Origin of the sequence: Staphylococcus sp. LCT-H4 (genome assembly GCF_001866145.1) — a bacterium.
In the GTDB taxonomy this organism is placed as follows: domain Bacteria; phylum Bacillota; class Bacilli; order Staphylococcales; family Staphylococcaceae; genus Staphylococcus; species Staphylococcus succinus.
In genome coordinates this window covers 859,083-873,607 of the sequence record NZ_MODY01000001.1, presented here as the reverse complement: position 1 = coordinate 873,607, position 14,525 = coordinate 859,083, and the positions used below count along the sequence as shown (strand labels likewise).

Genomic DNA, 14,525 nt, shown 5'->3' with positions numbered 1-14,525 from the left:
CATAAACTAGGCTTTATTCCCTTAAAGCACTAAGATGTACTTAAGATTAATAAGGGGGATTATTATGATTTCAAAGAATAAAATGAAAGCGCTTTCTTTGTCGGGGGGAGAATCAGAAGAAACAGCTAAAGGTTTTTGGTCAAAATTATTAAATGTAAAGGTTGGCGTTGTGCCTCTACCACTATATATTACGTTAGCTATTATTATCTATGCCGCTTCTGTATATAATACTTTACCACCAGATATGATTGGTGGATTTGCTGTCATTATGATTATGGGTATATTACTAGGTGATTTAGGGATGAAAATTCCTATTTTAAAAGATATTGGTGGTCCAGCCATACTTGCATTACTTATACCATCTATATTAGTATTTTTAAATTTAATGAATCCAGCTTCTGTTAAAGCAGTCACAACCTTAATGAAGACATCAAACTTCTTATATCTGTATATTTCATGTTTGGTGGTAGGTAGTATTTTAGGCATGAATAGTAAGATGTTAATTCAAGGCTTCACGCGTATGTTCGTGCCTTTGTTAGTAGGTACTGCTAGTTCTGTAGGCGTAGGCATATTAGTCGGCCTATTATTTGGCTATGATGTCATGCATACAGTATTTTATATTATTGTTCCAATTATTGGTGGAGGTATCGGAGAAGGTATCCTACCATTATCAATTGCTTATTCATCGATTTTGGGAGACTCTGCAGAATCTTTTGTTGGTCAAATGATTCCAGCTGCAGTTATCGGTAATATTATCGCAGTTGTTTCTGCGGGGTTAATGATGCGTTTAGGGGAAAAGAAAACAGCCCTTTCAGGCAATGGCACATTGGTAAAATCTAAAGACGGAGACAAGATTTCAGAAGGTGAAAATTCTAAAGATACTCAATCTGATCATAAAACAATTGATTTTTCATTAATGGGCGCCGGCTTACTAATTGCGTGTAGTTTCTTTATTGTCGGTACACTGGGACATAAATTTACTGGTATGCCAGGCCCCGTGATTATGATACTTTTTGCCACATTGATTAAATGCTTAAAATGGATGCCTAGCAAAATGGAACAGGGTGCACACCATTTATACAAGTTTGTTTCAACAAGCCTTACGTGGCCACTTATGGTTGGTTTAGGTATGCTTTATATTCCATTAGGTGATGTCGTTAAAATTGTCACACCAGCCTATATTATTGTTTGCGCCTCTGTGGTAATCACAATGATTAGTTCAGGATACTTTGTAGGTAAATTAATGAACATGTATCCTGTTGATGCAGCCATTGTCACAGGTTGCCACAGTGGCTTAGGTGGTACAGGCGATGTAGCTATCTTATCAGCTTCTAGACGTATGTCGCTGATGCCTTTTGCTCAGGTAGCAACTAGAATTGGTGGCGTTTCAACTGTTATTTTTGCAACTTTGCTCTTGAAATTATTAAACTAACATACATTCAAAACATATTAAAAACAAGGAGTTCTAAACATGTCCAGAGAAAATGAGAAAATAGATTCGGTAACGTTTCACCAACAGCATGCTGGGAAAATTGCAGTTACGAGTAAGGTTAATATCACTTCTGAAGAAGATTTAAGTGTTGTCTATACCCCAGGTGTGTCTGAAGTATGTAAAGCGATCGCCAACGATGAAAATAAAGTTAATACCTTAACTGCTAGAGGTAATATGATTGCTGTAGTAACTGATGGTACAGCAGTACTTGGCCTCGGAGATATTGGTCCTAAGGCTGCATTACCTGTAATGGAAGGGAAAAGCATTTTATTTAAACAAATGGCAGGATTAGATGCATTTCCAATTTGTTTAGATACCACACATACAGAAGAAATTATTGCTATTACTAAAGCACTTCAACCTAACTTTGCTGGTATTAATTTAGAAGATATATCAGCACCACGTTGCTTTGAAATAGAAGCGCGTTTAAAAGAAGAATTAGACATCCCTGTATTTCACGATGACCAACACGGAACGGCTATCGTTGTTCTCGCAGCCTTAACGAACGCACTAAAACTTGTAGAAAAAATGCATTATGATGTGAAGATTGTCATTAACGGCGCAGGCTCAGCAGGCATTGCTATTGCTAAATTGTTACTAGAAGCTGGCTACTCTAACATATCTCTAGTCAGTCTGGAGGGTGTCTTGTGTAGAGGAGAATCATGGCTCAATGCTACACAAAATGATATTGCAACTCGTACCAATTTAACAGAGCAACGCGGTACTTTAGATGATGTTATTGAACACGCAGATGTATTTATCGGGGTGTCGGGTCCTTTAGCATTAACACAAGCACATATCAAGACAATGCGTGCTAACCCTATCATTTTTGCTTTAGCCAACCCTGTGCCAGAAATTTATCCAGAAGATGCAATTGCTGCAGGTGCTGCTGTCGTCGGTACAGGGCGTTCAGACTATCCAAACCAAATCAATAATTTATTAGCCTTTCCAGGAATATTCAAAGGTATATTAAATGCACAATCTAAACATATTACAATGGAAACGAAAGTAGCAGCTGCTCATGCAATCGCAAGTGTCATTCCAGAAAGCGAATTAAATGAAAGTTTTATTATTCCAAGTGCCTTAAACCCTAATGTCACAACTGCGGTAGCACAAGCAGTAGAAATGCATGCTCGTCAAGAATTAGCATTACTCACTAACTAAGTCGCTTTTAACATTCTATTTAAATAAAAAATCAAAAAAGAGAAGTACAAAGCATATGTACTTCTCTTTTTATTTTACCTATTATCGTCATCACATTAACGGGATTTTAATTCATCAGCTGTCATCCATTTATGATTTTTAACCAATTTACCATTGTCTGTAGATTTATAATCAACGATATAAACCGTTGTATGCTTAACATTATCTATTGTGGCTTTAGCACCTTTCATTCCAGGCATATGATCTGCTTTTAATTTTGCAGTGTCGCCTTTTTCAAATCCTTTTTGAGGCGCATCTGCTAATTCTTCATTAACAACCCATTTATGATTTTCAACTTCTTTTTTACCATTAGTTGGTTTATAGCTGACAACATAAGCATGCGTTTTATATGCGCCCTTCACTGTTCCTTTGGCGTTTTTCATACCAGCCATATGTCCCATGGTAATCGTTACTTTATCACCTTTTTTAAATTCGCCGTCTTTTGTCTGTTTCATATTATCTGGCAACTGCTGTGTATCTTTATGTTGCATATGGTCTTCGTGTTGCTGATTGTTAGCATGTTCTTTACCTTCATGATTATTTGAACAAGCTGACAACATTAAACCTGATGCTATAATTATAAAGCTCACTTTTTTTATCATCACAAAACACCTCTTTATTTTATATCAAAATATTTAATATTATCATAACATATACCCTGTATGGGTATATAGTGTTTTGAATATTTTCTATTTCAAATATCTGATTTATGATCTTCTATAAAAAATTATAATAAAAGCCTCGTAACTGATTGGTAGTTACGAGGCTTTTAGCTATTACGAACAACTTATTATTTACTAGATTTCTTCACAAGCGATGACTTTAAGCCTACTTGTCCAATACCTGCAATTTTACAATCGATATCATGTCCATCTTCTGGCTCTACTAAGCGAATACTTTTGACTTTTGTACCCTGCTTAATTACTGATGACGTGCCTTTAACTTTTAAATCTTTGATAACAGTGACCGCATCTCCATCATTGAGTTCTTGACCATTAACATCTTTAATAATCTCTTCTTCTGTATTACTTTCATCTGCATTTGATGACCATTCATGGTTGCACATTGGGCAAACATATAAGTTGCCATCTTCGTATGTATATTCTGATTCACATTTTGGGCAATTTGGTAAAGTTGCTTCCATATTTATACCTCCTATAATATAACTTTTCCTACATAACATAACACAATTCATGAATAAAGGTATGATTTAATTCTAAAAAATATGTGAACTTTATATGTTATGACGACGTCGCTTATTACCTGAGTCTATACAACTTTTTAATATAGTTATTGCTTACTACTTTGATTTAAAATGTATTATCAAAGTTCTTTTATTCATAAGCAATATCATCAACTCATATGTCAACCGGTTGACATAAAAAGAAGAGTACTCTACAATTCTAAGAAAGCGTTTTCAATACATGTGTTGCGAAAGGAGAAAAGCATTTGAATATTACTAAACATTTACAACCTTTTAAAAATGTCTCTTATGTACAAAGTTCTTTAACTATGTTTTTATACTTTGCTTCTTGGTCCATATGGTGGTCTCTTTTTCAAATTTGGCTTGCTTCAAAAAGTAATGGATTAGGTTTGTCCGGTACTGAAATTGGAACCATTTATTCTGTAAATTCCTTTGTAACGATTATTTTTCTTTTTAGTTATGGTTTAATTCAAGACAAGTTGGTTATTAAAAGAACACTTATCATCTCTTGTGCTTCAATTTCTGTTTTAGTTGGACCTTTTTTCACTTTAGTATACAAAGATTTAATTCAAAATCATTTTTTTGTTGGTGTCATTGCAGGTTCAATTTTTTTATCAGCAGGTTTTCTTTCTGCTTCTGGTGTCTATGAAACAGTTGCTGAAAAATTAAGTCGTTTCTTTAATTTTAAATATGGACAAGCCAGAGCATGGGGTTCTATTGGATTTGCATTATCCGCTTTGATTGCGGGTCACTTATTTGTGATCAATCCAGATTTTAATTTCTGGCTTGGTTCGCTATTAAGTCTATTTCTTTTATTAAATCTCATTTTATTAAAGTCTAAAAATGAAAAGAAAATGATAAAAACCTTACGTAATCATCCGGATGATGAATCTATACCCACTGCCAAAGACATGATTGAAACGCTTAAAATGAAGCATTTATGGGTCGTAATGTTATTTATCATGTTTACGGGCACCTTCTATGGTATTTACGATGGGCAAATGTTTCCTGATTTTTATACCAAATTATTTGATAATCCAAAGACAGGCCAAACGATGTATGGAAATTTAAACTCATTGCAGGTATTTTGCGAGGCCATCATGATGGGTATTGTTCCTATTATTATGATGAAAATTGGGGTGAAGCCCACGTTAATGTTAGGCGTATCTGTTATGTTTTTACGCATTGGGTTAAGTGCTTCTACCGACAGTCCCATTTTAATGTCTTTAATTAAAATGATGCATGCTTTAGAAGTACCCTTATTCATGTTACCAACCTTTAGATATCTGACTCTGCACTTTGACCCTAAATTATCTGCAACACTTTATCTTGTCGGCTTACAAATATCAGGTCAAATTGGTTCTGTTTTACTTTCAACACCATTAGGCATACTCCGAGATAACATAGGATACAATTATACATTTATTCTCATTTCAATCATTGTCATGATAGCAGCCGTATTCGGTTTTATTTTATTGAAAAATGATGATGAAATGGTAGATGGTGATCCTTTCCTTAAAAATGCACAACTAACAAATTAAAATTAATTATAGAAAGTAGGCATATATTTTATGAATCCAGTTCAGTTAAAATCACACAAATATCGTTTAGGCTATCACGTTATGGCACCTTCAGGATGGATAAATGATCCAAATGGCTTTTGTTACTTCAAGGGATATTATCATATCTTTTATCAATATTACCCTTATAGTGAAAAAGGCGGTAGCCCCATGCATTGGGGACATGCTCGCAGTAAAGATTTAGTGCATTGGGAAACCCTCCCTATTGCATTAACGCCAGGAGATCCCGAAGATACGGATGGTTGTTTCTCAGGGAGCGCAATTGTCAAAGATGATACACTTTACCTTATCTACACTGGTCATCATTTTAATGATAGTAATCAGCCTGAAGATTTCTGGGAAAATCAAAATATGGCGTATAGCCAAGATGGCATACATTTTACTAAGTATGAGCACAATCCAATCATTGCCACACCACCAGCAGATAATACTCAGCATTTCAGAGACCCTAAAGTGTGGCAATACGAAGATGGATTTTACATGATTTTAGGTAGCCAAGGTCATGACGGTTTAGGACGTGCCCTATTATATAAATCTTCTGATCTCAAAAAATGGGAATATCAAGGGGCTATTGATAAATCTAAACAAGTCGCTAAAGAAGGCTTCATGTGGGAATGTCCAGACCTTTTCGAATTAAAGCACAAGCATATTTTGCTCTTTTCTCCACAAGGTATTGAAGCTGAACATAAAAAATTTCTCAACTTATTCCAAACAGGTTATTTTATAGGCCATTTAGATTATACGCAATCCACTTTCAATAGAGATAGCTCATTTATAGAATTAGATAATGGTCATGATTTTTATGCGGCACAAACTACCTTAACACCAGATGGTAGAACTGTTGTTATCGGTTGGATGGACATGTGGGAAAATGAAATAATCGAACAAGAAGATGGATGGGCAGGTGCTTTAACTTTACCTAGAACGCTCAATTTAAAAAATAACAAAGTATTTATGAACCCTGTGGAAGAAGTTAAAAACCTTCGTACAGGAGAATGTCGCTCACTATCATTAGATAATCGCCAAGTATTGTTATCTAATGATAGTGCACATGTTGAAGTAAATCTATCCTTGAAAACAAATAAATTCGAAAACGATACTATTAAATTGACACTAAACACTCAACAAGATGATACTATAATGTCACTCACTTACAATACACAAAGTCATTCATTTACGTTATTCCGCAAAGACCATGATGATTGTCGTTATGCTGATATTGCAGCATCTCATGAAGTGAATTTACGTATTTTTATAGATAAGAGTTCCGTAGAAATTTTTATTAATGATGGTGAAAAATGCTTTACAGAACGTTATTATTACCCGCATACGCCAATATTAAGTATTGAAAATACATCAAATCGTTCTTTATCAGGTCAAGCTCTCGTTTATAACCTTAAGGATGAAGCTATACAATTCTAGTTCAAAGGTCTGCATATGAATCATATGTGGGCCTTTGTTTCCTTTCACTTTCTCAATATATTTATTAAACTAGAGATAATTAAGAATTATTGAGGAGGTTTATATGAAACCTAAATTAGAAGATGTTGCTAAATTAGCCAATGTATCCAAGACTACGGTGTCGAGGGTTTTAAATAATCGTGGTTATCTCAGCCAAGCTACAATTGATAAAGTAAATTCGGCTATGAAGACTTTGAACTATAAACCCAATACGGTGGCACGACAGTTATATAAAAAACAAACACACATTATCGGCTTACTCTTTCCCACTGTAGCAAATCCCTTTTTCGGTGAACTCGTCGAAGCATTAGAAATAAAGTTATATAACCAAGGCTATAAAGTTATTATTGGTAACTCTATGAATGATCCAGAAAAAGAAATGCATTACCTAGATCAATTATTATCGAATCAGATTGATGGCTTAATTGTTGGAACCCATAACCAAAATATTAAACAATACGAAAACGCTCAATTACCTATTGTCGCTATAGATCGTATTATGAATGAGGATATTCCAATTATCGAATCTGATAATTATAATGGCGGTAAAATGGCTACAGAAAGATTAATTCAGCAAGGATTAACAAAAATATTGCATTTACATGGCCCAACCGATTTAGAAACACCAGCAAACAGAAGAAAATCAGCCTATGTAGATACAATGAACGCTCATCACTTAGAACCGATGTGTTATGAAGTAGATTTTAGTTTGAATGATATTAATAAAAAAGAAACTTTTCGTCAAATTCTTAAAGAATATACTGAAATTGAAGGCATTTTTGTATCCAATGACATCGACGCTGCAATGATATTGCAACTCGCCTATGAATTCGGAAAAAAGGTGCCTGATAACTTCAAAATTATTGGCTATGATGGTACACAAATGATGAGAAACATTCAACCTGACTTAACAACAATCATTCAACCTATTGATGATATGGCTACAACAGCATTATCAGTTTTAACAAAACGCCTAATGAATGATCCTACGAAAAATGAATATGTGTTACCTGTTAAACTGTGGGAAGGTACAACAGGTTAATATATTTCCAATCTAAAGAATCTCGAGAACTCTTGCTGTAGTTGTCGGGATTCTTTTTATTTTATAATCATACCGAATATATATAATGATAGTGCTAATTCAAAAAAGGCCTTCAATACGTCCTCATTACAGTATTTGACAATAAAATTTTACGTTCATCAAATTTTGCGCACCGAGACATTCTACCACTTTTGGTTAGCAAAGCAAACTATTTTTGCTTATGAAGGAAAATACAGTTTTTTGTCTTGAAAAATTATATAAAAGGAATAAGATATTTAAGTATGGCAAGATTTTAAAAGCTTTTAAAATTCTTAAATATCTAATTTAAAACAATTTAAAATAGTAAAGGATTTTAAAGATGCAAGCGTGGAGGATGAAAAAAAGTGCTTAAAGAAACAGATTTTAAAGGCAATGGAAGACTTCTTACAGGTATCGTTCTTGGTGTTATAACTTTCTGGTTATTCTCAAGCTCACTCGTCAATATCGTTCCAACATTAAAAGAAGAATTTGGCGCAAATGCCGGAATCATTAACGCCGCAGTCAGTATTACAGCGTTATTCTCTGGTATGTTTGTTGTAGGTGCAGGTAGTTTAGCTGATAAGTTTGGTTACGTAAAAATGACTTATATTGGATTAGCATTAAATATTCTAGGGTCATTATTAATTATTATTTCATCTGCTGTCCCTTTATTCATAACAGGTCGCATTATACAAGGGTTTTCAGCAGCAATAGTTATGCCAGCGACACTCTCATTGGTCAAAGCTTATTATAATGGCAGACATCGCCAAGCAGCTTTAAGTTATTGGTCTATTGGATCATGGGGTGGTGGCGGTATCGCCTCATTCTTCGGTGGTATTGTTTCAACAGCGATTGGATGGAAATGGATTTTTATCATATCAATCATTGTGTCCTTAATTTCTATCTTACTTATTAAAGGCACGCCCGAAGTACGTGCTCAATCTAAAGCAAATAAAAAATTCGACATTGCCGGATTAGTTATTTTCGTTATATTTGTATTTAGCATTAACCTTATTATTACTCAAAGTTCAGATTATGGTCTATTTTCTCCGTTAATATTAACAATGATAGCTATATTTATTGTTTCACTTATTGTATTTATTATTGTTGAAAGAAGAATAAACAATCCATTAATTGATTTTAAAATCTTTAAAGATATGGGTTATACCGGTTCAACACTATCTAACTTTTTAATGAATGCCGTTGCAGGAACATTAATAGTCGGCAATACATTTGTTCAAGAATCACTAGGTTTTAATGCATTCCAATCAGGTGCGCTGACAATTACTTACCTCGTTACAGTAATTGCTACGATTCGTATTGGAGAAAAAATATTACAGCATTTAGGTGCTAAAAAACCTATGGTTATAGGTAGTTTACTTAATATGATTGGTATTATTTTAATATCATTTACATTCTTACCTAATACACTATACGTGGTATTTTGTATCATCGGTTATTTCATTTATGGTCTAGGTTTAGGTTTCTATGCTACACCTTCTATGGATACAGCTATTGCAAATGCTTCAGAAGATCAAATAGGTATGGCCTCAGGTGTATACAAAATGTCTTCATCACTAGGTAATGCTTTTGGTGTCGCATTGTCCGGTACAATTTATGCTATTGGTAAAACAGCATTAAGTTTAGAAACTAGTGCAATGCTTGGCTTTGGGTTAAACGTATTATTAGCCCTATTATCGTTTATTATCGTTCTATTTGCTATTCCAAGAAAACAAGGTATCGAAAGTTAACGCCTTTTTCTATTTATGAAGTTATTTTTATTTCAAATAAAAATTTACAACTAAAAACGCCTCCGTATAAATTTATTTAAATTTGAATTTATACGGAGGTGTTTTTCTATGAAAGATAATAAATTCCTATGGAAAAACAATATAAATATAGCAAGTTGTTTTTAGTATGTTATAAAATATTATTCCAACATATATTGACATCGCTTACAATTCACTCTATCTTAATATTAAGTTAATTATTTTTTAAATTAAAATTAATAAAGGAGGGAATTAGCTTTATGTTCAACTTTTTAAAACCTGCGAAGCATATCAAACCGCTTCCATCAGAAAAAGTAGATGATACATACAAACGTTTAAGGTTACAAGTGTTCCTTGGTATTTTCTTAGGCTATGCTGGTTATTATTTATTACGTAAAAACTTCTCATTAGCGATGCCCTACTTAATTGACGAAGGTTTTAGTAAAACTGGTTTAGGTGTCGCTTTATCTGCTATATCGATTGCCTATGGTATCAGTAAGTTTGTAATGGGAACAGTAAGTGACCGGAGTAACGCCCGTATATTTTTAACATTAGGCTTAATTTTAACGGCTATCGTTAATTTATTATTAGGTTTTATTCCTGTACTTACATCGAGCATTTTCATTATGTTTGTGATGATGTTTTTAAATGGATGGTTTCAAGGTATGGGATGGCCTCCTTCTGGACGTGTCCTCGTACATTGGTATAGTGTGAGCGAACGTGGTAGTAAGACTGCAATTTGGAATGTAGCACACAATGTAGGCGGCGGTTTAATGGCACCACTAGCGCTCGTTGGTGTAACGCTAATTAGCACTTGGTCTTTTGGTTATTTAAAAGGATTTGAAGGTACTTTTATTCTTCCAGCCATTGTGGCAATAATTATTGCACTAATTTCCTATAGTTTGATTAGAGACACACCTCAATCAGAGGGCTTACCTCCAATTGAAGCATATAAAGATGATTATGATACAAACTCAAAACATACCATTGAAACTGAATTGACTACAAAAGAAATTCTTTTTAAGTATGTGTTAAATAATAAATGGGTATGGGCCATTGCGATTGCCAATATATTTGTATATTTTGTACGTTATGGCGTTCTAGACTGGGCTCCTACCTATTTAAGTGAAGAAAAGGACTTTAATTTAAAAGCATCAGGTTGGGCTTACTTCCTATATGAATGGGCAGGTATACCTGGTACATTATTGTGCGGTTATATTTCTGATAAAGTATTTAAAGGGCGTCGAGGCCCTGCCGGCTTTATATTTATGCTCGGTGTTACAATTGCGGTTATCGTTTATTGGTTAAATCCAGCTGGTAATCCATTAATTGATAACATTGCGCTCATTTCCATCGGATTTTTAATTTATGGACCAGTCATGTTAATTGGCTTACAAGCCTTAGATTATGTTCCGAAAAAAGCAGCTGGAACTGCAGCTGGCTTAACAGGTTTATTTGGTTATTTAGGAGGCGCAGTAATGGCTAATATCATTATGGGACTCTTAGTGGACCATTTAGGTTGGGATGCTGGCTTCTTACTCCTTACAATTATTAGTATATTAGCAATGTTAAGTTTCACATTAACGTGGCACAAACGTGGACAATCAAGTATTTAAAGAACGACAATTGTTAAAAACTCTATATTTTTATTCTTGTTCTCAATTATTGAATATCTGATTGTACCAATCATAGCATTTATATAAGATAACCCCCTCACTTCAAACGATTGTGAGGGGGTTATACTATACACTTCTGTAAGCCTATTATTTTTATAAGATTCAAAGTGCAAATAATATTCACACAGCATACCACACTATTTTTCTTGTATGTTCTCTAATAGTAATGGTAATTCTGTTATATCATTCAATACGTAATGAGCCCCATGAGCTAAGAATTTTTGTTTTGCCTCCTCTATAATTTTTTTCTTGTCATCATTATTCAAATTAATCCATTCACTTTCGCTTAGCCCAATAATCGAGCTACCTTTAATAACGCCTACAGCTATAATGCCACTATTAAGCGCCTCTTTTATATCAGACAATGTGTCACCTACTTTAATTACTTCATGAACTGATTGTAATTCGAGTTGACGCATATTTTCAAAAACTAAGGCTATCAAATATGAGCCTTTTAAATTATGTTATCTTCCCTCTCATCATTCCTCACCTTAGCTACTAACTTAGCGCGAGAAAAGGCTATTTTATACATGTTTTAGCTTATGAGAAGTAAATATTAACATTTTACAATAACAAACTGGTACCAAGTAAAAAACAAACTGGTTCTTTACTTTTTATATTTGTTAAACTAGCATTTATGAAAGCGCATTCAAAAGCATTTAAAATTAAAGGAGTGGATTTATATGTTTAAGCCAAAAGATTCATCTATGTCGCCAAGATTTGTTGGACCAAGAACTTTTATGAGATTACCATTGGAAAACACTTTAGAGAACGTAGATTTTTTAATTATGGGTGTACCATTTGATACTGCTGCTTCAAATAGAACTGGTCAAAGATATGGCCCTCAAAGTATACGAGATTTTTCAGTTTTATTGAGACCGTATAATCCAGATCAAGATATAAATATTTTCGATTATTGTTCAGGTATAGATTACGGGGACGTCGATGTTATACCAGGTAATGTGTTGAAAACTTATGATAAAATCACTGAAAAATTAGCACCTATTTTAAACAAAGGGATTATTCCTATTATGATGGGAGGAGACCACTCAATAACATTAGGCCATCTACGTGCTTTCGCCAAAAAATATGGTCCTGTATCACTTGTTCATTTTGATTCTCATAGCGATACCTGGGAAGATTATTTTGGTGAAAAATATGTTCATGGAACGCCATTTAGAAGAGCGGTAGAAGAAGGGTTAGTTGATACAAAAAAATCAATTCAAGTCGGTATTAGAGGACCATTATATGGACCTGAAGATATACAAAATGCAAGAGATTTAGGATATCAAGTCATTCCAATGAGAGAAGCACGTGAACTAGGTATTGAAAACGTAATAGATAAAATCCACAAACGAGTGGGAGACAACCCAGTTTTCGTTTCCTTCGATATTGATTTTTTAGATCCTGCGTATGCTCCAGGAACTGGAACACCAGAAGTTGGAGGACCAACAAGCTTTGAAGCATTAGAATATGTAAGGAAACTTGATGGTCTAAATATTAAAGGATTCGATTTAGTAGAAGTATTGCCAACATATGATTCTAATGAAATAACAGCTGTAGCTGCATCTTCAGTCATATTTGAAATGGTAACATTAATAGCATTAGCAAAACGGAGAAGTGAAAACCAATAAATTTATTTTATATTAAAGAAAGTTGGTAAAGCTTATGACGAATATAGACTTTATAATATTTGCAGTATATTTTTTCGTGTTGATATCAATTGGTGTTTTAGGTGTAGTGAAAGCGAAATCTTCAAAGAAATATATGCTTGCTGATAGTAACTTAGGTGTATTTATGTTATTTGGTTGTTTGACAGCTGTATTTTTAGGTGGTTCTTCCACAATTGGTTCATCGCAACTAGGTTACGAAATTGGTTTTTCTGGATTTTGGTTTGTATTTGCATTAGGTGCTGGTATCACAATTTTTGGATTGCTTTTTTTAAGTAGAATTTTAAATATGGAAATTATTACAATAAATGAATTGTTGTATAAATTATTTGGTTCTAAGGTCCGTATTATAGGCGCTATTGTTACAGCAATATACACATTAATGATAAGTGTTACGCAAGTAATCGCCATTGGTTCATTAGTATCTGTTATATTCCACTGGGATATGGAAGTAGCTATTCTTGTGGGTGGTAGTGTGGTTTTTATTTACACAATACTTGGCGGCATGTGGACACTATCTATTACTGATTTTATTCAGTTTTCTGTTATGACAATTGGAATGTTTTTCATTATGTTACCAGTAAGCGTACATAGTGTTGGTGGATTCGAAGAATTATTTAGTTCATTGCCCTCTTCACATTTAAGTTTCACCAATATTGGAATGAATGAAATTTTTAATTACTTTATAACATATACACTTGGAGTTATGGTAGGCCAAGATATATGGCAACGTTTCTTTACAGGGAAAACAAAACGAATTGCTAAAACTTCTGGTGTTTTAGTAGGTATTTATAGTGCATTATATTCAATAATTATGGTAATTATAGGAATGTGTGCGTATATTTTATTTCCAAATATTCAAAACACGCAAAATGTTTTTACACATATGGCGTTTGAGACATTACAGCCCGGTTTATTAGGTATTGTATTTGCTGCTTTAGCAGCTGCAATAATGTCCACGGCTTCAGGTACATTACTCGCCTCATCAACAATTATTTCAAATGATATATTAAAACCATTTTTCTTTAAAAATATCAATGACGATAGATTTTTATTATTAACCCGTTTAACGACTTTATGCTTAGCTATTATTGCAATTATTATTGCAATTTCGATTAAACAGGTTCTTGTTGCAATAGATATCGCTTATGCTATATTAACGGGAGCTATTTTTATGCCAGTTATACTAGGATTATTTATTAAATGGATTACAGAGAGAGCAGCATTTTTAGCGATTCTAGTGAGTATCATTACAGTCTTCTTAAGTTTAATTATTGTTGGCCCGAGTTCAAATGTAACGATTATTTATGCTATTGTTTTAAATACAATTACATTACTTGGTGTATCCTATTATGATAATCATTTAGCAAAGAAAAAAAATAACTTTTAATTCAATGTGAACCGTCTATT

Annotated in this window: 12 protein-coding genes; 9 read left to right on the top strand and 3 right to left on the bottom strand. The window is 33.6% G+C overall.

Annotated features, from left to right (window positions below; genetic code table 11):
- Nucleotides 1-64 precede the first annotated feature (64 nt).
- Nucleotides 65-1,432: a 2-hydroxycarboxylate transporter family protein gene (locus tag BK821_RS04000; RefSeq protein WP_046837013.1), complete on the top strand. Its 1,368-nt coding sequence runs from the start codon at nt 65-67 to the stop codon at nt 1,430-1,432.
- A gap of 39 nt (nt 1,433-1,471) precedes the next feature.
- Nucleotides 1,472-2,656, top strand: a complete 1,185-nt coding sequence (locus BK821_RS03995; RefSeq protein ID WP_071331267.1) for an NAD(P)-dependent malic enzyme — start codon at nt 1,472-1,474, stop codon at nt 2,654-2,656.
- A gap of 95 nt (nt 2,657-2,751) precedes the next feature.
- Here BK821_RS03995 and BK821_RS03990 read toward each other — a convergent pair whose 3' ends face one another.
- Together BK821_RS03990 and BK821_RS03985 are read right to left on the bottom strand one after the other, a co-directional pair.
- Nucleotides 2,752-3,297: a YdhK family protein gene (locus tag BK821_RS03990; protein ID WP_046837015.1), complete on the bottom strand. Its 546-nt coding sequence runs from the start codon at nt 3,295-3,297 to the stop codon at nt 2,752-2,754.
- Nucleotides 3,298-3,485: 188 nt separating this feature from the next.
- Nucleotides 3,486-3,839 carry a zinc ribbon domain-containing protein YjdM gene (locus BK821_RS03985; protein ID WP_046837016.1) on the bottom strand — a complete coding sequence of 118 codons (354 nt, stop codon included), beginning with the start codon at nt 3,837-3,839 and terminating at the stop codon, nt 3,486-3,488.
- 305 nt (nt 3,840-4,144) lie between these two features.
- Between BK821_RS03985 and BK821_RS03980 the strand changes: the two genes are divergently transcribed.
- From BK821_RS03980 to glpT, 5 genes are all read left to right on the top strand, one after another.
- Nucleotides 4,145-5,440 (top strand): oligosaccharide MFS transporter, encoded by a 1,296-nt coding sequence (locus BK821_RS03980; RefSeq protein ID WP_346172385.1) that lies wholly within the window; start codon nt 4,145-4,147, stop codon nt 5,438-5,440.
- 30 nt (nt 5,441-5,470) lie between these two features.
- Nucleotides 5,471-6,901 (top strand): glycoside hydrolase family 32 protein, encoded by a 1,431-nt coding sequence (locus tag BK821_RS03975; RefSeq protein WP_071331266.1) that lies wholly within the window; start codon nt 5,471-5,473, stop codon nt 6,899-6,901.
- Between the two features lie 103 nt (nt 6,902-7,004).
- A complete protein-coding gene (locus tag BK821_RS03970) occupies nt 7,005-7,982 on the top strand; it encodes a LacI family DNA-binding transcriptional regulator (protein ID WP_071331265.1) in 978 nt (325 codons plus the stop codon).
- 383 nt (nt 7,983-8,365) lie between these two features.
- Nucleotides 8,366-9,751: an MFS transporter gene (locus BK821_RS03965; RefSeq protein ID WP_046837019.1), complete on the top strand. Its 1,386-nt coding sequence runs from the start codon at nt 8,366-8,368 to the stop codon at nt 9,749-9,751.
- Nucleotides 9,752-10,029: 278 nt separating this feature from the next.
- Nucleotides 10,030-11,385, top strand: coding sequence for a glycerol-3-phosphate transporter (glpT, locus tag BK821_RS03960; protein ID WP_071331264.1), 1,356 nt, complete (start codon nt 10,030-10,032; stop codon nt 11,383-11,385).
- Nucleotides 11,386-11,582: 197 nt separating this feature from the next.
- Here the strand turns inward: glpT and BK821_RS03955 are convergent, their stop codons facing one another.
- Nucleotides 11,583-11,864 carry a hypothetical protein gene (locus tag BK821_RS03955; protein ID WP_141768359.1) on the bottom strand — a complete coding sequence of 94 codons (282 nt, stop codon included), beginning with the start codon at nt 11,862-11,864 and terminating at the stop codon, nt 11,583-11,585.
- Between the two features lie 264 nt (nt 11,865-12,128).
- Here BK821_RS03955 and speB point away from each other — a divergent pair, with 264 nt between their 5' ends.
- Together speB and BK821_RS03945 are read left to right on the top strand one after the other, a co-directional pair.
- The gene (gene speB / locus BK821_RS03950; protein WP_071331262.1) at nt 12,129-13,079 is read left to right on the top strand and encodes an agmatinase; all 951 of its coding nucleotides are present in this window, start codon (nt 12,129-12,131) and stop codon (nt 13,077-13,079) included.
- A gap of 34 nt (nt 13,080-13,113) precedes the next feature.
- The gene (locus BK821_RS03945; RefSeq protein WP_071331261.1) at nt 13,114-14,505 is read left to right on the top strand and encodes a sodium:solute symporter family protein; all 1,392 of its coding nucleotides are present in this window, start codon (nt 13,114-13,116) and stop codon (nt 14,503-14,505) included.
- The last annotated feature ends 20 nt before the right edge of the window (nt 14,506-14,525 follow it).